Below are 21,845 nucleotides of genomic sequence, written 5' to 3'. Positions count from 1 at the left end.
TATGACCCGCATGACACCCAGTGAAGCGTTCGTGGAGACGATGGTCGCCCACGGCGTCGACACCATCTTCGGCATCATGGGCAGCGCGTTCATGGATGCCATGGACATCTTCGAACCAGCCGGCATCGAGTTGGTGCCGGTGGTCCACGAGCAGGGCGCGGCCCACATGGCCGACGGCTTCAGCCGGGTCAGTGGCCGCCACGGGGTGGTGATCGGCCAGAACGGGCCGGGCATATCCAACTGCGTGACCGCCATCGCCGCCGCGTTTTGGGCTCACAGCCCCGTGGTTGTTGTCACCCCCGAAACTGGAACCATGGGCATTGGCCTGGGCGGCTTCCAGGAGGCCAACCAGCTTCCGATGTTCGAGGAGTTCACCAAGTATCAGGGCCACGTCAACAACGAGCACCGCATGGCCGAGCTGACCGGTCGGTGCTTCGACCGAGCCCTGTCGGAGATGGGCCCCACCCAGCTCAACATCCCCCGCGACCGCTTCTACGGCGACATTGACGTGGAAATCCCGGCACCGCAACAGCTCGATCGGGGCCCGGGGGGCGAGCGCACCCTGAACGAAGCCGCCGAACTGCTGGCCAACGCCTCGTTCCCGGTGATGGTGGCCGGCGGCGGGGTGGTGATGGGCGACGCCATGGCCGAGACGGTGGCGCTGGCCGAGCGGTTGGGCTGCCCGGTGGTGAACAGCTACCTGCACAACGACTCGTTTCCCGCATCGCATCCCCAGTGGTGCGGGCCTTTGGGCTACCAGGGTTCCAAGGCGGCCATGCGCTTGATCTCGAGGGCCGATGTGGTGCTGGCGCTGGGCACCCGGCTCGGCCCGTTCGGCACCCTGCCCCAGCACGACATGGACTACTGGCCCAACGAGGCCAAGATCATCCAGGTGGACGCCGACAACAAGATGCTCGGGCTGGTCAAGCGCATCGACGTGGGCATCTGCGGCGACGCCGGTGCCGCGGCCACCGCGCTTCTTCAGCGCCTGGAGGGCCGGGAACTGGCGTGCGACGCCACTCGGGTCCAGCGGGCGGCCGAGATTGCCGACGACAAGGCCGACTGGGAGGCTGAGCTGGACGACTGGATCCACGAGACCGACGACTTCAGCGTCGACATGATCAAGCAGGCCACCGAGGAGCACTACAACTGGATGCATCCCCGCCAGGTGCTGCGCGAGCTGGAGACGGCCATGCCCGAGCGGGTGATGGTTTCCACCGACATCGGCAACATCAACTCGGTGGCCAACAGCTACCTGCGCTTCGAGGAGCCCCGGTCGTTCTTCGCCGCCATGAGCTGGGGCAACTGCGGCTATGCGCTGCCCACCATCATCGGGGCCAAAAAGGCCGCACCGGACCGGCCCGCGGTGGCCTACGCCGGCGACGGGGCGTGGGCCATGAGCATGGTGGAGACCATGACCGCGGTGCGCCACAACATCCCGGTGACCGCGGTGGTGTTCCACAACCGCCAGTGGGGTGCGGAGAAGAAGAACCAGGTGGACTTCTACGGCCGCCGTTTCGTGGCCGGCGAGCTCGACGGCGGCGAGGACTGGTCGGAAGTAGCTCGGGCCATGGGTGCCGAGGGCGTGCGGGTGAACGAGCTCGAAGAGGTGGGCCCCGCGCTCACCAAGGCCATCGACGCCCAGATGAACGGCGGCCGCACCACCGTCATCGAGGCCATGTGTACTATGGAACTCGGCGACCCTTTCCGCAAAGACGCCCTAAAGCGCCCCACCCGCCACCTAGACAAGTACGAGGACTACGTCTGAAAGGCAGGGTAGAAGGGCCAGCATCGATGGGGTAGGGTGGACTCGGCCCGATCCCGGTCCGGTGCCGAGTACGAGGTTGAAGGACCGGACCGGGTGGGCCGAGCCACCCCTAAAGTCAGCATATTACTTTTCACTTAGTTTCCATACCTTTCAATCGGCACAAGCCCGCCCACGTAGCTCAGTTAGGACAGAGCAGGGACCTCCTAAGTCCAAGGTCGCAGGTTCGAATCCTGCCGTGGGCGCTTTTAAAACTGGCGGAGGTTGTTGGCAGTCGGGGTCTTTCGTGAGAGGAAGATCCTATGGACGAGAGAGCAGAGCCGGCAGCCACGCCGCCGCCCTCGCCAACAGCAATCCGATTCAAGCATGGGCCCGATTGCGGGGCACAACAGCAGAGTCGAGCACTCTGGGCTGCTGACCATTGGTTGGCGCTCACGGCCATCGCGATGCGAGAGCCAGAGCGTCTAGCATGAGGCTATGGGAACACGCCGCGATTCCGTGTTGGGGGAGCACCGCGAGGTGATCCGGGATGCCGCGGCCCGGAACAAGGCCGACTCGATAGCGCTGGTCGGCTCGGTGGCGCGCGGCGACGACACCGACGACAGCGACTGTGACTTTTTGGCACGGTTCGTAGAGGGTGCCTCGCTGTTTGACCAGGCAGGGCTGAAGTTGGACCTGGAGAAGTTGTTGGGCTGCGATGTGGATGTGGTCTCTGTGGGCGGCCTGAAAGACAAGCAAGCGGCTTGCTCGCCGACGCAATCTCGCTGTGAGCAGCCGCGACCGCGACCTCATAGAGCACATCGTGCTCGCCGCGCACCGCCTCAAAAGGATCGCTGACGCTGGCCGGGACCAATTGGAGGCTAGCTGGATGATGAGAGCCAAAGCGCGGGCCATGCGCAACTTCATCGCGCACGACTACGACGACATAGACCGGAACCTGGTGTGGGAAGCCGTCTGCGCAAGCGTCCCGGACCTGGCCGCCGAAGTGTCCGACCTTTCCGACGACACACCCGACCAACCAAGTGCCGACTAGGGAGCGTCTGACAGTCCCACCTCACCGGGCTGGATTCGCTGGATTGGGTTCGGTAGATGGGGCTGATTCGCGATACTCGGTTCCAGCGCGACGGTTGCTCTTGGCAGCAGGCGCGGTGATTGCCGCGGTTGCAACCGTGGTGAGCTGCTCCCCAGGGGAGGCCCCCGCTGCCAACCTGCCCGCTGAAGCGGAAGAGGTGTCGGCGGGAAACGCCGGGTGCGCCCCCGGCAAGGTGCTCGACTTCGCGTTCTTCACCGATTTTGCACCGGTCAGCTACGGCATCGGAGGTGCCGACGATCCCGAGGGGTCGGTGGTTCATGGGGGCTATGAGGCTGCCCTCGTCGATGCGCTCGAGGCGATGGACGGCTCGGGGCTGCGATTCCGCCGTATTCCCGTGTCGGAGTGGACCGATATCTGGCTGCTGCCCGCGGCGGGCGTTGTGGACATCGCGGGAGGAGGCATTTCTATTCTCCAGTCGCGCACCCGCGACGACCAGGGCGACACGGTCGTGGCATTTACCTCGGGCCACATCCAATACCGCCAATCGCTGCTGGTGCGAGAGGGCGATGTTCAGCGCTACGCCAGCTTCGACGACCTGTCAGGGGGCGACCGTGTCGGGGCGTCCCGCAACACGACCAACGAGTAGAGGCTGCTTGAGCTGACCGGGATCACCGGCCCCAACGGCGTACTCGCCGCCGGTACAAGAGTTCACACTGCCGACGGTGTTGTCATTGCCGACGGGACGAGCGACTACGCCATCACCGCGGCAGGCGCCAGCGGCAATATCAAGACCAGAATCCGGATCGAGCCGCCTTCGCCCACCCAGCCGGAGGTGTACTACGAATTCAGCGAGCCCACCGCCCTCGACGCGCTCGCCGCCGGAGGGATCGACGCCGTGGTGAGCGAGGCCATTAGCAACACCGAGGCCGCCGCTGCTTACCGCGGCGGCGGAGTGCTGGCGGTCTCGGCGCTCGACGAGGCTATCGAGTGGGGCGGGTGGACGCTGCGGGCAGGAGACGCCGCGCTGCTCGCCTGCCTGAACGCGAAGATCGACTACCTGACCGACAATCAGCGCATCGGGTTCCCCGAATGGCACGAAGACAACCAGGTATTTGTGGAGCGCGCCCTCGCCTGGACCCCATGACCGCTCAGCCGTCTTTTCTGCCGGTCGCCATCCCGGCCACCAGTCGGGCCACGGCGATGGCGATGTAGAACTGCCCGGCCATGGCCTCCAGCGTTACCAGCGTCCTGCCGCTCGACGCCGCCGGAGTGAGGTCGCCGAACCCGAGCGTGGTCAGGGTGACGAAGCTGAAGTAAATGGCCGACTCAGGGGTGAGCGCCTCGCCCGACGCCAAGAATGATCCGCTGGCGATGCGGTCGATCAATATGTAGAGGCTGGCGAACGAATAGCCGATCAGAAGGTAGGCGCACGCCGACGCGGCGATCGAGGTGGTGTCGGGCAATGGCCGCAACAGCACCTGCCTGGAGATGGCGGCAACGGCCACAGCGCCTATGGCCGCCACTATGGCCGGGCCGATGCGGGCGTCGTCTGGGCCTGCCACGACAAGTTCAATCGCAGTGGCACACCCCAGGCCGGCCAAGAGCGCCCACGCCTTGCCCCGGCCCACGGCGAGTGCAGACGACTCGATAAGCGTCCCGGTGATGAGCAAGAGCCCGACGATGCCCGAAGCCGCGGTCAAGGCATCGACTCCAGTGGCCGACAGCCCCACCATGGCCACGCACAAAGCCAAAATCACGTCATACCGCTCCTCGCCGAGGATGCGAGCAATTCGGCGAAGCGGAACTATCAACATTCCCTCAAACTAACGGTGTGGGACGGGCGCTAGATGCGGGCTTCGCGGACGTCTAGGCGGCGGAGAAGTTCGTCGCCCACGAAATTCAGCGCCATGAGGGTGGCGAACATGACGCCGCCGGTGGTCAGGGCGATGTGGGGAGACTCCTCAAGCCGACCGCGCCCGGCGGCCAAGATGTTGCCCCAGGTGATGCTGGGCGAGCCGACGCTGACGCCGATGAACGACAGGCTGCCCTCGGCGATGATCACGATGCCCATGGCCAAAAAGGCGATCGAAGCCAGAGCGGGAACCACATTGGGCAGCACATCGCGGAACAGTATCCGAGGCCATCGGGCCCCCATCGTCTTGGCCACCGTCACAAACTCCCGGGCAGCAAAGCGAAGCGCCTGGGCCCGGGCAATGCGGGCGATGGCCGGGATTGACAAAACGGTCACGGCAATGGTCACGTTCACGTAGCTCTGGCCCAGCACCGTCACGATGAACAGGGCGAACACCAGCGCGGGCAGCGCCAGCGCCACGTTCACCACGCTGCTGACAACGAGGTCGATCCACTTGCCGAAATAGCCGGCCATCACCCCCAGAACACCGCCCACCACCACCCCGATGCCCACGGCCGGACCGGCGATGGAAAGGGAGAGGCGGCTGCCCCACACCGAGCGGGCGAACATGTCCCGCCCAAGCTGGTCGGTGCCGAACCAATGCGACCAAGACGGCCCAAGTTCTGGGTCCCCGGCCAAAGGCCTGTTGGGATCCTCCAGAAATCCCAGCCAAGGCGCCAGAACCGCGCCGGCCAGCACCATGGCGAGCCATCCCACCGACAGCCAAAGGGCGATGTTGATCTTGCCCCTCCTCGGTCCCGCTCTGGATTCGGCATCCACCAGCGTGGCCCTGAATCTGCCCCCGATCGGGATCCGTAGAAATCTTGTCGGCACCCGGGGCTTGATGGCCGCGGTGGTGGTTTCAGACGGATCGGTCATCGTCGCCGCACCCTGGGGTCGAGCATGGAGTAGACCACGTCAACCAGCGCAGTCACGGTCACGAACACGGCAGCGATCAGCGCCACCAGGGTCTGGACCAGCAGATATTCCCGGGCCGCCACCCAAGATACCAACAGCGATCCAACCCCGTCGAGATCGAACAAGTACTCCACCACGATGGCACCGTTCACCGCTTGGGCGGCCTGGATGCCGAATATGGTCAGCAGGGTGAAGCTCGATGGGCGCAGCACATGGGTGAGCAGCACCCGGTGGACTGGCAGGCCCTTGGCTCGGGCGGTGCCCACGAAGTCCTCCTGCAAGGTGCCGATAACGTCGGTCCGCAGCAGTCTCAGATAGATGGGCAGCAGTCCCACAGCCAGCGTCACCGCGGGAAGGAACATTACCTTGAAATGCGCGACCAGGCCCTCCGATATCGGCCGATAGCCGCCCAAGTCGAACCAATCCAGCTTCACCGCGAAAACCAGGATGAGCACCAAGCCGACCACGAAGACCGGTGACGACAGCAGCGCGAACGCGCCGCCGCTCACAACCTTGTCGCCCACGCTGTCTTGGCGGTATCCCGACCACAACCCAAGTGGAATGGCCGCGCCCAGAGCCAGCGCCTGAGAATAGGCCAACAGCAGAAGGGTGCGGGGCAGCGCATTGGAGATGGCCTCGCCAAAGGTGCGCCCGGTGAGGTACGACTTGCCGAAATCGCCGGTTAGCACGTCGCCGCCCCACTTGGCCCACTGCACGATCACCGGGTCGTCCAGGTTGCGGTCTTGCTCGCACTCGGCGATCTGCTCCGGGGTGGCCGCGCCGCCGAACGCAGCCACACAAGGATTGCCGGGCAGCAAGTTCAGCATCCAGTAGAACAGCAGCGTGACCACAAGCACTACCACCGCCAGCTGCGCCAAGCGCGTGCCTATGAACCGGAGCACCGACTCTTGCCTCCTCCCGCTAGCTGGCGTGCCCTCCTAGCCGGTACCTGCTGCTATTGCTCGATCCAGGCCTCGGTGAGGAAAACCCTGCCCGCGAGCACTTTGACGTGCTCTTGCCCCCCGCGAAGGGTGAGGTTGTCGATGCCGTGTACGTGGTCGTGAGCGGCGATCAGCCAGTTGGAGAAGTAGAACCAGATGTTGTGGACCTCCTCGGCGAACGCCCGGTTTATGTCCTCGGCGAGCTCTGTGAGACGGTCGAAGTCGTCGATGGTCAACGACTCGTCCAGCGCGGCGTCGATCACCGGGTTGTTGATGCGCCCGAAGTTCAGCGCAATGCCCTGGCCGAACTCGCTGTGCCACCAGATCCGCTCCGCGGCCACGTGGAAGCTCGGGTGGTTGCGCCACAAGAATGCGGTGAAGTTCCCGAACACCGCGTTTGTGATCAACTCGGCTTGGTCCACCTGGGTGATTGACACGTCGAGCCCGCAGTCGCCCCACATGGCGGCCAAGAGCTCGGTGTTGAGAAGGTTGGCCGGGTCGGTGGTGGTGCCGAGTTCCACGTCGGTCACGCCGAGGCGGGCGATGGCGGCACTACCGGCATCGGGGTCGAAGCCTGGGAATCCGGAGTCTTCCAGGTGGCCGGGCGTCCCCGGCGAGAACGGGCCGGTGGCCGGCACCTGCCCATCCCAGCGGATGGTGTTGAATACCTGGCGGTCGGTGCATTGCGCCAGCGCCCGGCGGAACTCCGCGTTGTCGAATGGCGGCCGCGAGTGGTTGAACATCAGGTAAGTGGGCTCTGCGTACGCCTCTCCCTGCCAAAAGGTCTTGAACTGCTCGTTGTAGTCGTCAACTCGAATGCCAGTGTTGTCCACGCTGGCATCGAGATCGCCAGACCTCAGGGCCGCGTACCGGGCGTCGCTATCGTTGTTGGGCCGGAACTCCAGTGCGTCGAGGTAGGGAAGCTGGCGTCCCTCGGCATCGGTGCGCCAGTAGTCGGGGTTGCGCACCATCCGGGTCACCTCGTTGGGAATCCACTCGTCCAGCATGAACGGTCCGGTGCCGATGGGGTTGCGGGCCGCGCCTTCCGCGCCCAGGTCGTGCATCGACGGCGCCCCGAAATACCCGAGGTGGCTGGTCAGGTACTCCGGCAACGCGGCAAACGGCTTCGCCAGCATCATCTTCACGGTCAAGTCGTCCACGATGTCGATGCTCTCGATTTCCCAGGAACGCACCGAGATGCCGGTAAGGGTGCCCTTGAGCTGCTCCTCAAAGTGCCGCTTCAGCGCCGCTGCGTCCGCTGGCGAGCCGTCGTGGAAGGTGATGCCCGGTGGCAGTGTCATCGTCCACTCGGTGAAGTCGTCGTTCGGGCTGATGCTCTCCAGCAAGTTGGGCACGGCCCTGCCGTCAACTCCTTCAATGGTCAGAGTGTCGTACAACGCTCGGAACAAGATGTGGCCCGAAACCGCGGCCTGGGCATTCACCGGGTTCAGCCCGTTGGTGGTCTCCGCCTCCAGGCCCATGACCAGAGTGCCGCCGTACTGGGGCTCCATTTCGGCGGCCGGGCCTTCGGTGGCCGCGGTCTCCGGCGCAGCGGTGGCCGCGGGGGCCTCTCCGCCCTGGTCGCCGCTGTCATCAGGGGCTGGCTGGCCATCATCCCCATCGTCGTCGCTGGGAGCAGATGCGCCGTCATCTTCCGAAGGCGCCTCCGGGTCAGCGGTGGCCTCGGCGGCTACACCGCCGCCGGCGTCATCGTCGTCGTCCCCGCCTCCGCAGGCCGAAGCCGCCAGCGCCAGCGCGCAGACCAAAGCAAGCCAGCGCCACCGCGCCGGCTTTGAAACCCGCCAAGTGCTTGTCATGACACGAACCCCCATATTTCTTGTGGTCAAAACGTTACCCCAAAGAGAGGATGGGCACGCCCCCTCTTCTCCTTGAGGCGACAAGGATGCATTGAGCCGTTGACCGATCCTCACGGTGCCTGGGCGATAAACCAGTGAGAACGGGAGAAGTACGGGGAATAGTCGTCATAATGCTGTATACGGGCGAGCACGAACCCATCGCCCACGGCCAGCTCGACCAGTCTGTCGTCGGCCTCAGACGGTTCGATTCCAAATGCATCAGCGGGAGTTTGCCAACCCCATTTGGCACCGTCGGCCGACCACCCCAGCCATTGCTCCTCATTTTCGGGGCCGTCAACAGTCAACCCCGTAATCATCCACAAGGGGAAAGAGGGCAGCAGCTCGCCACGAGTGAACGACGCCAGTTCCGCCCCGGTCTGTCTGTCTTCGAACACCAGCACCACTGAGTCCATGTCTGCGTTGTCTGTTACCGGATACACAAACTCACAGGCGCCCTCGGCAAAGGCTAGTCCCTGGGCCCAGATAACCTCCTGCCCGCACTCGTAGACCGCGGTGTCTGTCGCCAATTCCCAGAGACTGAAGCCTCCCTCGGGCTCGTTGAGCCGCAGTTCGTAGCCTTCCTTGACAATTCGTCGGTCGGGGAGTGTGAAGAGGTCGGTGCCGGGACTGGTCATCGCGGTGACCGCGACCCCGGACGGCCCTGCGGACGCAAGGAACGGGAGCGAGTTGTCGATAGCAACCTTGGTTGTCAGGGTCCCCTCCCTGTCGTATTGGTGCAGGCCGTAACCGGCACCCAACCAGGTTGTCCGCCATAGCGATCCATCGGGACCGAACGCCGTTGAGTTATAGAAGCCCGCAGACTCGTTCTGGCTCCAGATGCGGCCATCGGGGGAAGCCAACGTGGATAGCCGAACAGGCGCCTGTCCGGTTCCGCCCTCAACATAGAAGAGCGAAAAACCCGCAGGAGTGCCGAAGCTCCAGCCGTAAACAGCGCCATAGATCGAGCCGTCGTAATCGGCAACCTGTATAAAGGCCTCGCCGTCGCTGGCAAATATCCAGGATTTGCCACTCTCTCCGGTGTTGTCCTCCGACTCGCCGAACGTCCTACCTCCGGAGTCGGGCGCTGCACTCTCCACTGTTTCCTCGCCCCAGAGCACGACCACCATATGCTCCCCCGAAGTCAATGCCGCAGAGACGAAGAAGGGAGGAAATTCGCAAGCAGGGGGCACTTGAATGGAGCTTGAGGAAAAGTCGAATTCCAACTCAGTCCAGTTCGCCCCCTGGTCATCGGAGAAGAATGCCCGGAACATGGAAAGGGCCCGGCTACAGATGCCTTCTGTTTCCATGGCCGACAGGATGGACTCGCCGGCGAGGTCATATCCCGCAACCAGCCAGCGTTCACCGGTCAAGTCATGGGAGAGCGGCCAGATGCCCGGAGGCATCGGCACCTCAGACCAGTCAACTCCGTTCTCGGTGACCAGGAACCTGAGGCCAGGCACCGCGCCATCATCCTCCTCGCCAGAAGCGCTGACAAGGATCCGGCCGTCGCCGAGGGAAATGAGAATCCCCGAAAGCGCAGCCTCATCTAAGCCCGGGTCGAACTCGACCCATTCAAGCGCTGGCCCAGTGGAGACGAGCCCTGGGCCGGTGACGTGAACATCGTTGTCAGGCCCGTTGCGCTCCAATATCCGCCAAACACCGATACCGCCAGCGACCAGGACGAGCACCGCGACGGCGGCAATCGCCTTCCGGCGACCATGTCGGGCTTTGGCCGAGGCCTCCCCTTGACCCTCACCTGACAGCGCTTCCACAACGAGAACGTACTTCGAGCATCCCCTCTTGTCTGGTCACCTTGATTGGGAGGCAATAGGGCTCGCCGTATTGCTAGGCGATCTCTGCGGCGATCAGGTGTGGTCCGTCGTCGGCGAAGGCCGCGGCCAGCGCACGGTCGAATTCCTCGGCGGTGGTTGCGGTGGTCGACGGCACTCCCATTCCTCGCGGGCAGATCAAGTTTCCCAGAGGTACGACATCGGGAGGGCGACGATTCGGTTTGATATGGGCTGCGGGCGCTGTCCTGTGTGCAGTATGACGCCGGCTTCGAACCGGTCGCCTATCAGGTCTCGCAGCCAGGCCAGCCATTTGGCGTCAGTTGAGCGCACTGTTGCCCCCGCCTTCACTTCCACTGCGACGATTCGTCCGTCCGGCCGCTCGATCAGGAGGTCGATTTCCCTGCCCCGAGCATCACGGAAGTGGCTGAAGCGGAGCGGTTCGTCAAGTGCCGCCGCCTGACGGCGCAATTCGTTGACGGCGTAGGTTTCATGCAGCGGTCCGCGGCTCGGTTCGCCGGCCTCGCCGAGGCGCTGCGCGTCCACGCCGAGGGTTGCCGCGGCCAGACCGCTGTCGGTCACCAGCACCTTGGGTCGTCGCTTGGCTTGTGTGGCTGCGCTCGGCGCCCAGCCGCCTAGGCGCACCACTAGATGGGTCATCTCGAGGTGCGACAGGTAGTCGGCGGTGGTCTCGACTCGGCCGAATCCGAGATCTCGATGCAGATCCGCCACCACCAGTTCTCCCGCCGTGCGCGCCGCCACAGCCCGCAGCAGCCGCGGCAGCTCTGCTGAGCGCCGAGCCCCCGTGGCCTCGACGATGTCGCGAGTGACCGAGGTGAGGATGTACGACTCGAACCAGCGGACGCGGTCGGCATCGCTCAAGCCGATAGCTTCGGGGTAGCCGCCCCGACAGATCCGCTCGGCATAGTCCGACCGCCCGAGTGTGGACGGGGGAGCGTGGAGGAGGTCGGACACGGTCTCTGCGGTGCCTCCGCTTGCCCCCGCGCTCGTGCAGAGGCGCGCGAGCATGCCGTCGGGCCCGGTATGCAGTTCGACTGCCGAGAAGGGCGACAGGCTGAAGAACACAGCCCGCCCTGCCAGCGACTCCGACAAGACGGGGGCCGTGAGAAAGTCGGCCGATCCGGTGAGCAAGAAGCTGCCCGGTGCCGGATCGGCATCGACCGCAAGCTTGATCGCCCTCACGAGATCGTCGCCGCCCCGCTGGATCTCGTCGATGACCACGGGCCGGCGGCGGTCGGCGATGAAGCCGATGGGGTCGTCCACCGCGAGCGACAACTCTGCCGGGTCGTCAAGGCTCAAGAACGTGCCCCCATCTGTGATGTGGCGGGCCAGCGTGGTCTTGCCCGACTGGCGCGGTCCTTGCAGCACCACGATGCGGAACGTGTCGAGCGCGCGACGGAGTACCGACTCGATCCGCCGCTGCCGGACATGGGGTTGGAACGCTGGCAAAGAGCCTCCTGGTGGACGCAAAGATGGGCATGCTTGATTATACCCTACTAATAGGTATTTTATCTGCTGTCTAATAGCAGATTTCTCACCTAGCTGCACGGTCAATCTTCGACACTATTCCCGCGGGGGCCTTCCATGAGGGGCTCGGCGTGGAAGTTGACGGTGCAGGCCGGAATGGCCGAGGCCATACAATGAGGTGTTGGAGTTAGGGAGGACGATGACCGAGGTTCCTGTCTGCATCATCGGCTGCGGGCCGATCGGGCTCACTGGGGCGCTGCTGCTGTCGCGCCATGGCGTGCAGTCGCTTCTGGTGGAGCGGCGAAGCGAGCTCAACACCCATCCCCGATCCCGCTTCGTCGACACCAACACCATGGAGCTGTTCCGAGAGTTCGGCATCGACAAGGCGGTGGAAGCCACCGGCCTCGGGCCGGACTGGACCGCCTACAATCGGTGGTCCGACAGCCTGGCCGCCGAGCCTTACGCCAACATCCCGAGTCCCACCTTCTACAGCGTTGCGGGGCCGAACAGCCCGTGCATCCCCGTGATGACGGCGCAAGACGAGGTGGAGGACGCGCTGATGACCAGAGTCGCCGCCGACCCCATGATCACGGTTCGGTTCGACACCGAGGCCATCGACGTGACCCAGACCGATGACGCCACCCATCTCTGGCTGCGCGATACCAACACCGATGAGCGCCGGCCGGTGACGGCGCAGTACACCATCGGCGCCGACGGGCCCGGCAGCGAAACGCGTGGGGTGATCGGCACCCATCTGGAGGCCGAGCCGCGGCCGGTGTACTCCCAGGATGTGATCTTCCACGCCGATCTCGAGGCGTATGTGGGGGACCGCAAGGGGTCGCTGCTGTACACCACAACCCCTGAGGGCATCGTCATCTTCCAGCCGCTCGACGGGCGCCGACGGTGGCGCTGCCAGGTGGTTGTAGGCGACGAGAACCTGATCTCCGAGGATGCGGTCGGCCGGCGGATCCGGGTGGCTCTCGGAACCGATGACGATGTGGAGTTCGCGATCCTCAGCATGCGCATGTGGCAGCCGACTCCGGGATGTGTGACCCGGTTTTCCTCCGGGCGCATCTTCTTGGCGGGCGACGCCGCGCACGTCTCTGTTCCCACCGGGGGGATGGGCAACAACACCGGGTTCGCCGGCATCCGGAACCTGGCCTGGAAGCTGGCCTATGTGGTGCGGGGTCTGGCGCCCGAGTCGATCCTCGAGACCTACGAAACCGAGCATCGGCCCATTGCCATCGAGCGTATCGCCTTCGGGGTCAGCACCACCGAGCACATGACCCGGATGATGCTCGGCCACCGGCGAGGCGACGATGTCTCCGAGCACATCCAGGCCACCCACCAGTACGCCGACTACGACCACCTCCTGCTCGGCTTCGAGATGTCGTCAGAGCTCATCGCGCCGAACGCCGAGCCCGCACCGCACCTCGACGATTCGAGCGGTGATTTCGTCCCAGTGGTCAGATCGGGCCGCCGCGCCCCCCACATGTGGGTCGATGCCGACCAAACCGAATCCGTCCTCGACTGGTACGGAACCTCCTATGTGTTGCTGCTCGGCCCGGAGTGCTCCCGCCCTGCATGGGAGGCCGCCGTCGCGGAGTTGCCGCCACAAGGCGTGCCGGTCGCGGTGCGCCAGCTCCCGGCTGATATCCCCACCAGCCCGTATGAAGCCGACTCCGTGACACTGGTCAGGCCCGATGGGATCATTGCCTGCTGCCAAAAGGACCGCGGTGGCCCAGCCGCCCTGTCGGAACTCTCGAAGTATCTGCCCAATCGCGACATCTGATATTGCTCTTGTGCTTTCGACGAGGCGGTGGGTCCAGGTACTGGGCGGGTGCCCAGTTTTTCTCCGTCCCAAGTGGACTGCTAGCTTGATTCGCCGTAGGGGCCCCTTGGCACGGAGTCTGATGAGGTTTGGCGACCCCAGAGTCCCGTAGCCAGAGGGTCCTTTCGCGTTGCAATACAGGTAATCGACCCGAGTCCAACATGGCGGGAGGGCTTGAAGTATGACGTTGTCGAGAGCAGCCGCGGGTTCCTACCCCCTTGTGACTAGAGCCGCTCGCCTTTTTCTGCTGGTCATCGTCGTCGTGGGCGCGGTCGGTGTTGGGGTGGTTCCTGTGCCCTCCCAAGCGCAAACCGATCTTGGCAACCGTGTGGGGCGAGTCGTGGCGGAGAACCAACCCGCCGGAACCCTTGTGGGCAGTCCGGTTACCCTGACCGGCCTTGTCGGCGCTGTGACCTACGAGCTCGGCGGTTCCGATGCCGACAGCTTCAGCATCGACAGCGCCAGCGGCCAGCTTCGCACCAACGGGCTGCTGGATTTTGAGGAGCAGCGCAGGTACGAGGTGACCGTAACTATCAATGACGACAATGGCTCCGCTGAAGTCGAGGTGTGGATCAACGTCACCGATTTGGAGGAGCCGGGGGAGATGTCCGCAGGCCCGGCCTCACTTCGGGCCGGGACGATAATCCGGGCAAGGTTCACCGACCCGGACGGAGGGGTGGATCCCAGCTTGGTCATCTGGCGTTGGGCCGTCTCAGATGACGGCATGAACTTTACTCGAGTGGCCGGGGGTATCTCTGGAGAGACCCCGGGCAAGGGGGCGGAGGCGGCAGCCTTCACGCCGGCCGCCGAACACGCTGGGAAGTTCCTCAGGGTGCGGGTTACCTACGCCGACCGCCGCAGCCCAAATGGCTCAAACTTAGATAAATCGGCAGAATGGGTCTCCGGCACCAGGATTGCACCGGGATCAACCCCGCCGGCGCTGACGGTGCGACCGCTGCTGTCGGGGCTCACCATCCCTTGGGATGTCGCCTTCACGCCGGACGGCACGATGCTGGTCACCGAGCGGGGCGGAAGGTTGTTGAGCCGGTTCCCCGACGGGAGGGTGAAGGAGGTCAGCGCAGACTTCCGCGATCTCTACAGCAATATCTACGTCGGGCTGATGGGCCTTGCCGTCGATCCCGATTTTGAGACCAATCGGCGCTTCTACACCTGCCAAGCCCATACCGGTGTCCGAGTTGAGGTGATCGCCTGGACCATGGCCGATGACTACAGCACCGCCACACGCGTCGCCGACCCGCTGGTTGGTGGTATTGGCTTCTCACAGTTTCCGCGGCACGGCGGCTGTCGAGTGCTCTTCGGCCCCGACGGATTTCTATGGATCACCACGGGCGACGGGGACAACCACACCGCAGCGCAGAACCTCAACTCGCTCAACGGCAAAGTGCTGCGCGTTGACTCCCAAACCGGCCAGGGCGCGCCCGACAACCCGTTCAACAGCCGCGTCTACACCTACGGGCACCGCAATCCCCAGGGTCTCGCCTTCCGCCCGGGCACCAATCAGGTGTGGACAGTAGAGCACGGTCCCTCCCACGACGACGAGATCAACCTCCTAGCCAGCGGGGGCAACTACGGCTGGGATCCCGCTGGCCCGGGATACGACGAGAACGTCCCGATGACCGACCTCAAGGCATTCCCCGATGCCGTCGAGGCCAAATGGCATTCGGGGTTTCCGGCCATCGCCACCAGCGGCGCCGCGTTCTTGGATGGCTCGTGCTGGGGCGAGTGGAACGGCCGTCTGGCCGTGGCGCAGTTGAAGCAACAGGAACTCAAGGTGTTCGAGTTCACCGCTGATGGCACGCTGCTCAGCGAGATCCTCGTGCCGGAGCTCGATCAGGTCTACGGCCGGCTGCGCTCCCCGGTGCTCGGACCCGACTGCGCCCTGTACGTCACCACATCCAACGGCTCTGGCACCGACCATGTGCTCCAGGTCTACGGCCCTTCGTCGCCGCGATTGAGCGGGCCGTCCACCGTCGAATACCGCGAGGGGGACACCCAGCCGGTGGCTACCTTCACTTCCCACAACCTCGACGGGTCCGTGAGCTGGACGCTGGATGGCCAAGACGCATCAGCCTTCCGCATAACCGCCAGCGGCGAGCTGCACTTCCGCACCCCACCCCAGTTCCATGCGTCGACAGACGCCAACTCTGACAACGTCTACCACGCGGCAGTCAAAGCCGACAACGGCACTTCCTCAGCCCAAATAGGCGTTGCCGTCTCAGTGGCCCGCACCACGACGCAAGAACCGGAGGTCAGCATCGCGGCCGGGGGCGGGGTCACCGAGGGCGGCGACGCGACGTTCACTGTGACTGCCGACCCGGCGCCTTCGGCGGCTCTGGACGTGACCGTGGCGATCACTCAGACCGGCGATTTCGGTGTTTCGCCGGGCTCTCATACGGTCACGATCCCGACCTCGGGCACCGTTGCGCTCACCGTGTCGACGACCAACGACACCGCCGATGAGGCCGACGGGTCGGTCACTGCAACGGTCGACGCCGGTGCCGGCTACACGGTCTCCTCCACTGCGTCATCGGCTGCGGTTGCGGTGGCCGATGACGACGATCCGCCGTGTGACACTGCGGATGCCATCGTGCGGGCGCGCGCTGCGTTCGCGTGGCACACCGACAACAACGGCGGCAGCGAGACTCTGTTCTGGCAGATCCTTGCCTACCTCGGTGCCGACTCGATGCCTGCACCTCCTGGTGGCATCATCCCGGCCTCGACCACCCCCGAAGCGGTGAGGACGTTCAGCGACGGCAGGACATGGCCCGGCTGGGTGCCCATCAACGCCGCTATGACATGCCACACCCCGACGACACCGTCCACGGCACCCGAGGTGAGCATCGCCGCCGGTGCCGGGGTGGCTGAGGGCGGCGACGCGGTGTTCACGGTGTCTGCTGTTCCGGTGCCCGCGGCGGCCCTGGACGTGGCCGTGGCGGTCACAGCGGCGGGCGATTTCGGAGTGTCGCCGGGCTCGCGCACCGTCGCCGTCCCCACCACCGGCACCGCCACCCTTACCGTGGCCACCATCAATGACAGCGCTGACGAGGCGGACGGGTCGGTCACCGCGACGGTCGGCGCCGGTTCCGGCTATACCGTGTCCGCTACGGCGGGTTCGGCTGCGGTCGCTGTCTCAGACGACGACGATCCGCCGGCGGTTTGTGTGCCGTCTTTGCCGTCTGATGCGGTAACGGTGTCCGAGGTGACCGGCTGGCGCAACCAGTACTCCCATGCCGAGCACCAGCAGCGCTGGGACCGGGTGCTGGCCGCTTTGGGCACAGACACCGGCGAGACCGCGATGACGGTGGCCGACGCGCAGACGGTCAAGGCGCAGATCGACAATTCCCGCTGGGACCGCACCGTGCGCACCCTCCAAGCCCTCGAACAGTGCGACGACCCGGCGCCGCCCCCGCCGCCCGATCCGGAGGTGAGCGTCGCCGCGGGCGCAGACATCACAGAGGGCGGCGACGCGGTGTTCACCGTCACCGCCTCGCCGGCGCCGTCGGCTGCGCTGACGGTCACCGTGTCGGTCTCGCAGTCCGGCGACTTCGGCATCACTGGCGGCTCGCGTCAGGTGACCATCCCCTCCTCCGGGACCGCGACGCTCACCGTGGCCACAACGAACGACAGCGCTGACGAGGCCGACGGGTCGGTCACCGCGACGGTCGGCGCTGGCCAGGGCTATACCGTGTCCGCCACCAGCGGGTCGGTGGCGGTCGCAGTAGCCGACGACGACGACCCGCCCCCGCCGCCCGATCCGGAGGTGAGCGTCGCCGCGGGCGCAGACATCACAGAGGGCGGCGACGCGGTGTTCACCGTCACCGCCTCGCCGGCGCCGTCGGCTGCGCTGACGGTCACCGTGTCGGTCTCGCAGTCCGGCGACTTCGGCATCACTGGCGGCTCGCGTCAGGTGACCATCCCCTCCTCCGGGACCGCGACGCTCACCGTGGCGACTGTGAACGACAGCGCTGACGAGGCCGACGGGTCGGTCACCGCGACGGTCGGCGCCGGCCAGGGCTACACGGTGTCAGCGACCGCGGGATCGGCGTCTGTGGCGGTGGCCGACGACGACGATCCGCCCCCGCCGCCGGTGAACGCGACTCCGTCTTTTTCGATCAGCGACGCATCGGGCGCCGAGGGCGGGACCCTGACGTTCACCGTGACGCTCAGCCCCTCCAGCAACCGCTACGCGTGGGTGCACTACTACGCGCGGCCCGCATTCGGGACCGCGGCGTCGGCGACCTTCGCGGACTTCGCCCAAACATACGGAATGCTCACCTTCGAACCCGGCGACACAACCAAGACCATCACCGTGGCACTAATCGACGACAACACACCAGAGGCAAACGAGACATTCAAACTCGTCCTATACACCCCAGCCCAAGCAAAAATCACCGACGGCGAAGCAACCGGCACCATCACCGACAACGACTAACCAAATACGCCCCCTCCACTAGGAAGCTTCGTTGACGGCTCGGGCGGCACCACCCCCGAGCCATCAACCGACAGGGTGAGCTTCCCCCCTAATCGTGGAGAGTTTGTTTTTGAGGGTCGGGGTTGTGGGCCTGTTCGTATTCTACGGGGCTGGTCATTCCGATTGCGGAGTGGAGGCGGTGCTGGTTGTACCAGGTGTGGACCCATAGGGTGATTTCTCGTCGGGCCCGGGCTCTGGTGGTCCAGGCTCGGCGTGAGATGAGCTCGTGTTGGAGGGTGGAGAAGAACGACTCGGCCGGCGCGTTGTCCAGCGCGTTGCCGGTTCTTCCGGTGGACCGTGAGATGCCGAGCCGCCGGCAGGCGGCGGCGAAGGCTTCTGAGGTGTATTGCGATCCCTTGTCCGAGTGGAAGATGACGCCTTTGACGTTGCCGCCTCTGGTGGCGACCGCGGTGTTGATGGCCTGTTTGGCCAGCTCGGCGGTCGGGTACCGGTCGGAGGTGGCGAAGCCGACCATGCGCCTGGAGTAGAGGTCCTCGACGGTCGCGAGGAACACCGGGCCCTCGGCGGTGGGAACCTGTTTGAAGTCGCCGCACCATTTCTGGTTGACCCCTGTCGCGCTGAAGTCGCGGCCCAGAAGGTCTGTGGGGGCCGCATGGGAGCTGTCGGGGCTGGTGAGGCCCTTTTTGCGTTTGGGGCGGGCGCACAGGCCCTGGCGGGCCATCGAGGCCTCCACCGTCTTCTTCGACACCGACAGGCCATCGCGTCGCAGCCGGGCGCGCACCCTGGGCGACCCGTAGGTGCCGTCCGATTCGTCGAACGCCTTTTTCACCTCGGCGTCCAGCGCCCGGCGACGCCGCTGCCGATCGGTCAGCGGCCGGTCGAGGTGCTTGTAGAACGTGGATTCCGCCACGCCCAGCGCTCTGCAAGCCACAGAGTGAGGCACACCGTGGTCGGTCCTTTGGGCCGCGATGAACCCTGCGGTCACCGCGTCGCCTCGTTGACCCAAAGGACCACGGATCGTTTGAGCACATCACGCTCCATCTCCAGCTCGGCGACCCGGCGGCGCAGCCGGGCCAGCTCGGCCCGCTCGTCGCCGCTCAGCCCGCCCGAGCGCTCGTCTCGGTCCCGGCGCACCCAATTCCCGAGCGTGCCCTCGTTGACGCCGAGCTCCCGGGCGACGTGGGCCACCGGCCGGCCGGTCTCCTTGACGATCCGGACAGCCCCATCACGGAACTCCCGGTCATAATCTCTTCGCGGTCTGGACATAGCTCCTCCTTATAGAGCATGTCTCCACGAAAAGGGGGGAACCTCAAGGGGGACAAAGCCTTACCCGCCACAGCGAGCAACCAGCCCCAACACTCCCACGGTCAGATCCGTACAGCAACGTAAGGGGGCTACGGGCCCAATTGTTGCTTCAGCGGGCAATAGAACTAGAGTACCGTCATCGCAGACGAGAGAAAGGGCCTCGGGTGACTGCTGCCCCAATCGCCGAGCGTAAACCCGTGGAGCGGATGCCCGTCCACGGGAAGTTATCTCTAGCGCTCAGAAACTGTGTGTGTTGGACTCATTCTCTCGCGGTCATTGCTGAGATCAAACGCCGCTCCCCGTCTCGTGGCGATATCAGGGTCGTTCTCGACCCGCGCTCTCAGGCGTTGGCCTACCAGAATGGTGGAGCCGTGGGGATCTCGGTTCTCACCGACACAGAGCGGTTCGGGGGGAGTGCCGACGATCTTAGAGCTGCGAAGAGCGCGGTCACAGGCGTGCCCGTTCTCCGCAAAGACTTCCTAAGGACGCTGGAGGATGTCGAGGAGTCGGCGGAAATGGGCGCCGATGCGGTCCTCCTCATTGTCGCCGACCTAGAACCTGGGCATCTGGCAGCCATGCAATCCGCCGCCCACGATCTGGGAATGGACGCTCTAGTCGAGGTGAAAGACGAAATGGAAATTCAGATCGCTTCAGACATCGGCGCCCCCCTCATCGCTGTGAACCAGCGGCATAAGCCCGAAGACTCAGCGTTCACAGTCGACTACCGCATCGCCGAGCAGATGGCCCAGCACTTGCCCGACGACGCGATCAAAGTAGCTGCCTCAGGCATCGGAGTCGAAGGCGGAACCACAGTGGCCGCAGTGCGCGACGCTGGATACGACGCAGTGCTTGTCGGCGAAGCGCTCATGCTGGCCGACGATCCCGCTGAAGCCATCAAGGCAATGCGGATCGCTCATTCGGCATATCTTTAACCACCGCTACTTCTGTAAGGCGGTATCCGGCGCAGCGGCGTTCAGATGGAGCGGCCCGCTTCTTCCCAGTGGTGGGAGCGGAGCGCTTTCTTGTCGATCTTGCCGATGGCGGTTCGGGGCAGTTCGGCGACGAGGTCTACCGACTTGGGGGCCATGACCGATCCGACCGCCTGCTTTGAGTGGGCGATGATGTGGGCTTCGGTGAGGTCGGTGCCGGGGTGGAGGCGGACTATGGCCTTCACTTCTTCGCCCCAGCGGTCGCTGGGCACTCCGATGACCGCGGCTTCGGCGATGCCGTCGATGTTGAGGAGGGCCTGTTCGACTTCGCCGGAGTAGACGTTGAACCCGCCGGTGATGATCATGTCTTTTTTGCGGTCGATCACATAGATTCGGCCGCTTTCGTCTACCACGCCGATGTCGCCGGTGAGGTGCCAGCCGTTGCGCCTGACCTTCGCCGTTTCCTCCGGATTCTGGTAGTAGCCCTCCGACACCATGGGCCCTTTGACTGCGATCTCGCCGCGGGTGCCGTCTGGGACCGGGTTGGCGTCCTCGTCGACGATGGCGACGGTCGACAGGACCGTCTCCCGGCCCACCGAGCGCAGGGCGGCGTCGTCGAGGAGCTCGCCGTGGATGTCGCCGTCGACGAAATGGTCGGCGGTCTCTCGCTGCGCGATGTAGATGGGGCTCTCGGTCTGCCCGAACCCGCCGACCATGACCGGGCCGAACACGTCGAAGGCCTGGCGCAGGCGGGGGATCGACATCGGCGCCGATCCGTAGGCGAAGCGGCGCAGGGAGCTGAAGTCGGTGGTGAGCGTGGCCGGGTGGTCGAGGAGGCTGTAGATGGCGGTCGGGGGGAGGAACAGGTCGGTGACGCGCTCGCGTTGGATCGCTTCGAGGATGGAGGCCGGGTGGGGGGCGCCCAAGATCACCAGCCGGACGCCGATGCCGAGCGAGATGAGCGCGGCGCGCCCGCCTACGTGGGTCATCGGCGCGGCGCACAGCATCACCCGGGGCTCGCCGTCCCAGCGCTGGCGCCCGGCCCACGCCAAGGCGACGAAGTTCCGGTGGCTGAGCATCACCCCCTTCGGGGTTCCGGTGGTGCCGCCGGTTTGGGGCAGCGCAAGCGTGTCACGCCCGTCGCGCTCCACGAGCGGCGCGGTCGGGGACGCGTCGGCGAGCCAGGTTGCGAGCGAGTTGGCAGGGGCGTCGTCGATGGGGACGAGGGTCGCATCGCCGATCGCTTGGGCTGCGCCAGCCGCCGCGTCGGCGAAGGCCGGCTGGTGGAACAGCACACGGCACCCGAAGCGCGACAGGACCTCGATGTTGGCGGCCGGCGAGTGGCGCGGGTTGATGGGAACCCAGACCCCCCCGGCCCGCACAATGCCGAGTGCAGCGGCGAACGCGGTGATGCTGTTGGCGCTATAGACCCCGCCGAGGTCGCCTGGGTCGAATCCGCCGCGCCGCAGCGCATTGGCCACCCGGGCGGACAGAGCGTCGAGCTCGGCATAGGTGAGCTGGCTGTCTCCATGGATCGCGCAGACTTGGTGGGCGTAGGTGCGGAAGGCATCGTTCAGGTAGGGAAGAAACGACCGGTCAAAGTCGGGGAAATCGCGATCCATGGACG

At 65.3% G+C, this 21,845-nt stretch carries 17 protein-coding genes and 1 tRNA gene; 9 read left to right on the top strand and 9 right to left on the bottom strand.

Translation table 11 applies throughout. The features are described 5' to 3' along the window. Position 1 precedes the first annotated feature (1 nt). The 6 genes from xsc (at position 2) to ACOQPI_RS16460 (ending at position 3,942) form a co-directional block, all read left to right on the top strand. Positions 2 to 1,768: a sulfoacetaldehyde acetyltransferase gene (xsc, locus tag ACOQPI_RS16485; RefSeq protein ID WP_420620701.1), complete on the top strand. Its 1,767-nt coding sequence runs from the start codon at positions 2 to 4 to the stop codon at positions 1,766 to 1,768. Positions 1,769 to 1,935: 167 nt separating this feature from the next. Then, a tRNA-Arg gene (locus ACOQPI_RS16480) sits at positions 1,936 to 2,010 on the top strand. A 232-nt stretch (positions 2,011 to 2,242) separates the two neighbouring features. Continuing rightward, positions 2,243 to 2,602 carry a nucleotidyltransferase family protein gene (locus tag ACOQPI_RS16475; RefSeq protein WP_420620700.1) on the top strand — a complete coding sequence of 120 codons (360 nt, stop codon included), beginning with the start codon at positions 2,243 to 2,245 and terminating at the stop codon, positions 2,600 to 2,602. After that, positions 2,532 to 2,798, top strand: coding sequence for a DUF86 domain-containing protein (locus tag ACOQPI_RS16470; protein ID WP_420620699.1), 267 nt, complete (start codon positions 2,532 to 2,534; stop codon positions 2,796 to 2,798). Before ACOQPI_RS16475 ends, ACOQPI_RS16470 begins: the two co-directional genes overlap by 71 nt. Positions 2,799 to 2,892: 94 nt before the next feature. Further along, complete coding sequence (locus tag ACOQPI_RS16465) at positions 2,893 to 3,444, top strand: hypothetical protein (protein WP_420620698.1); 552 nt, start codon at positions 2,893 to 2,895, stop codon at positions 3,442 to 3,444. A 186-nt stretch (positions 3,445 to 3,630) separates the two neighbouring features. Continuing rightward, positions 3,631 to 3,942 (top strand): hypothetical protein, encoded by a 312-nt coding sequence (locus tag ACOQPI_RS16460; RefSeq protein ID WP_420620697.1) that lies wholly within the window; start codon positions 3,631 to 3,633, stop codon positions 3,940 to 3,942. Positions 3,943 to 3,946: 4 nt separating this feature from the next. Here ACOQPI_RS16460 and ACOQPI_RS16455 read toward each other — a convergent pair whose 3' ends face one another. The 6 genes from ACOQPI_RS16455 to ACOQPI_RS16430 all read right to left on the bottom strand — a co-directional run bounded on the left by ACOQPI_RS16455 (position 3,947) and on the right by ACOQPI_RS16430 (position 11,682). Continuing rightward, a complete protein-coding gene (locus ACOQPI_RS16455) occupies positions 3,947 to 4,612 on the bottom strand; it encodes a potassium channel family protein (protein WP_420620696.1) in 666 nt (221 codons plus the stop codon). Between the two features lie 29 nt (positions 4,613 to 4,641). Then, on the bottom strand, positions 4,642 to 5,589 hold the full coding sequence (locus ACOQPI_RS16450) for an ABC transporter permease (protein ID WP_420620695.1): 948 nt from the start codon (positions 5,587 to 5,589) through the stop codon (positions 4,642 to 4,644). Then, positions 5,586 to 6,530 (bottom strand): ABC transporter permease, encoded by a 945-nt coding sequence (locus ACOQPI_RS16445; protein WP_420620694.1) that lies wholly within the window; start codon positions 6,528 to 6,530, stop codon positions 5,586 to 5,588. Before ACOQPI_RS16445 ends, ACOQPI_RS16450 begins: the two co-directional genes overlap by 4 nt. 53 nt (positions 6,531 to 6,583) lie before the next feature. Beyond that, positions 6,584 to 8,386: an ABC transporter substrate-binding protein gene (locus tag ACOQPI_RS16440; protein ID WP_420620693.1), complete on the bottom strand. Its 1,803-nt coding sequence runs from the start codon at positions 8,384 to 8,386 to the stop codon at positions 6,584 to 6,586. 110 nt (positions 8,387 to 8,496) lie between these two features. Continuing rightward, entirely contained in the window at positions 8,497 to 10,113 is a 1,617-nt protein-coding gene (locus ACOQPI_RS16435) for a hypothetical protein (RefSeq protein ID WP_420620692.1), read from the bottom strand. Between the two features lie 279 nt (positions 10,114 to 10,392). Then, a complete protein-coding gene (locus ACOQPI_RS16430; protein WP_420620691.1) occupies positions 10,393 to 11,682 on the bottom strand; it encodes an ATP-binding protein in 1,290 nt (429 codons plus the stop codon). 217 nt (positions 11,683 to 11,899) lie between these two features. Between ACOQPI_RS16430 and ACOQPI_RS16425 the strand changes: the two genes are divergently transcribed. Both ACOQPI_RS16425 and ACOQPI_RS16420 read left to right on the top strand, forming a co-directional pair. Continuing rightward, the gene (locus tag ACOQPI_RS16425) at positions 11,900 to 13,492 is read left to right on the top strand and encodes an FAD-dependent monooxygenase (RefSeq protein WP_420620690.1); all 1,593 of its coding nucleotides are present in this window, start codon (positions 11,900 to 11,902) and stop codon (positions 13,490 to 13,492) included. Between the two features lie 379 nt (positions 13,493 to 13,871). Continuing rightward, a complete protein-coding gene (locus tag ACOQPI_RS16420) occupies positions 13,872 to 17,984 on the top strand; it encodes a PQQ-dependent sugar dehydrogenase (protein ID WP_420620689.1) in 4,113 nt (1,370 codons plus the stop codon). An 88-nt stretch (positions 17,985 to 18,072) separates the two neighbouring features. Here ACOQPI_RS16420 and ACOQPI_RS16415 read toward each other — a convergent pair whose 3' ends face one another. Continuing rightward, a complete protein-coding gene (locus ACOQPI_RS16415; protein ID WP_420618059.1) occupies positions 18,073 to 18,969 on the bottom strand; it encodes an IS3 family transposase in 897 nt (298 codons plus the stop codon). Next, complete coding sequence (locus tag ACOQPI_RS16410; protein ID WP_420618060.1) at positions 18,966 to 19,250, bottom strand: transposase; 285 nt, start codon at positions 19,248 to 19,250, stop codon at positions 18,966 to 18,968. Before ACOQPI_RS16410 ends, ACOQPI_RS16415 begins: the two co-directional genes overlap by 4 nt. Positions 19,251 to 19,495: 245 nt before the next feature. Between ACOQPI_RS16410 and ACOQPI_RS16405 the strand changes: the two genes are divergently transcribed. Beyond that, a complete protein-coding gene (locus ACOQPI_RS16405; RefSeq protein WP_420621056.1) occupies positions 19,496 to 20,221 on the top strand; it encodes an indole-3-glycerol-phosphate synthase in 726 nt (241 codons plus the stop codon). A 41-nt stretch (positions 20,222 to 20,262) separates the two neighbouring features. Here ACOQPI_RS16405 and ACOQPI_RS16400 read toward each other — a convergent pair whose 3' ends face one another. Next, entirely contained in the window at positions 20,263 to 21,840 is a 1,578-nt protein-coding gene (locus tag ACOQPI_RS16400) for a class I adenylate-forming enzyme family protein (RefSeq protein ID WP_420620688.1), read from the bottom strand. Between the last annotated feature and the right edge of the window lie 5 nt (positions 21,841 to 21,845).

The organism is Candidatus Poriferisocius sp. (genome assembly GCF_965219815.1).
Taxonomy (GTDB): domain Bacteria; phylum Actinomycetota; class Acidimicrobiia; order Acidimicrobiales; family Bin134; genus Poriferisocius.
Note: the sequence above shows the minus strand (reverse complement) of the source record. Positions and strands in the feature narration are given on the sequence as shown.

Excerpts from the sequence above, each read along its gene's own strand:
- xsc (WP_420620701.1), top strand. The coding sequence starts at position 2 with ATGACCCGCATGACACCCAGTGAAGCGTTCGTGGAGACGATGGTCGCC.
- ACOQPI_RS16475 (WP_420620700.1), top strand. The coding sequence starts at position 2,243 with ATGGGAACACGCCGCGATTCCGTGTTGGGGGAGCACCGCGAGGTGATC.
- ACOQPI_RS16455 (WP_420620696.1), bottom strand. The coding sequence starts at position 4,612 with ATGTTGATAGTTCCGCTTCGCCGAATTGCTCGCATCCTCGGCGAGGAG.
- ACOQPI_RS16450 (WP_420620695.1), bottom strand. The coding sequence starts at position 5,589 with ATGACCGATCCGTCTGAAACCACCACCGCGGCCATCAAGCCCCGGGTG.
- ACOQPI_RS16440 (WP_420620693.1), bottom strand. The coding sequence starts at position 8,386 with ATGACAAGCACTTGGCGGGTTTCAAAGCCGGCGCGGTGGCGCTGGCTT.
- ACOQPI_RS16425 (WP_420620690.1), top strand. The coding sequence starts at position 11,900 with ATGACCGAGGTTCCTGTCTGCATCATCGGCTGCGGGCCGATCGGGCTC.
- ACOQPI_RS16410 (WP_420618060.1), bottom strand. The coding sequence starts at position 19,250 with ATGTCCAGACCGCGAAGAGATTATGACCGGGAGTTCCGTGATGGGGCT.
- ACOQPI_RS16405 (WP_420621056.1), top strand. The coding sequence starts at position 19,496 with ATGCCCGTCCACGGGAAGTTATCTCTAGCGCTCAGAAACTGTGTGTGT.
- ACOQPI_RS16400 (WP_420620688.1), bottom strand. The coding sequence starts at position 21,840 with ATGGATCGCGATTTCCCCGACTTTGACCGGTCGTTTCTTCCCTACCTG.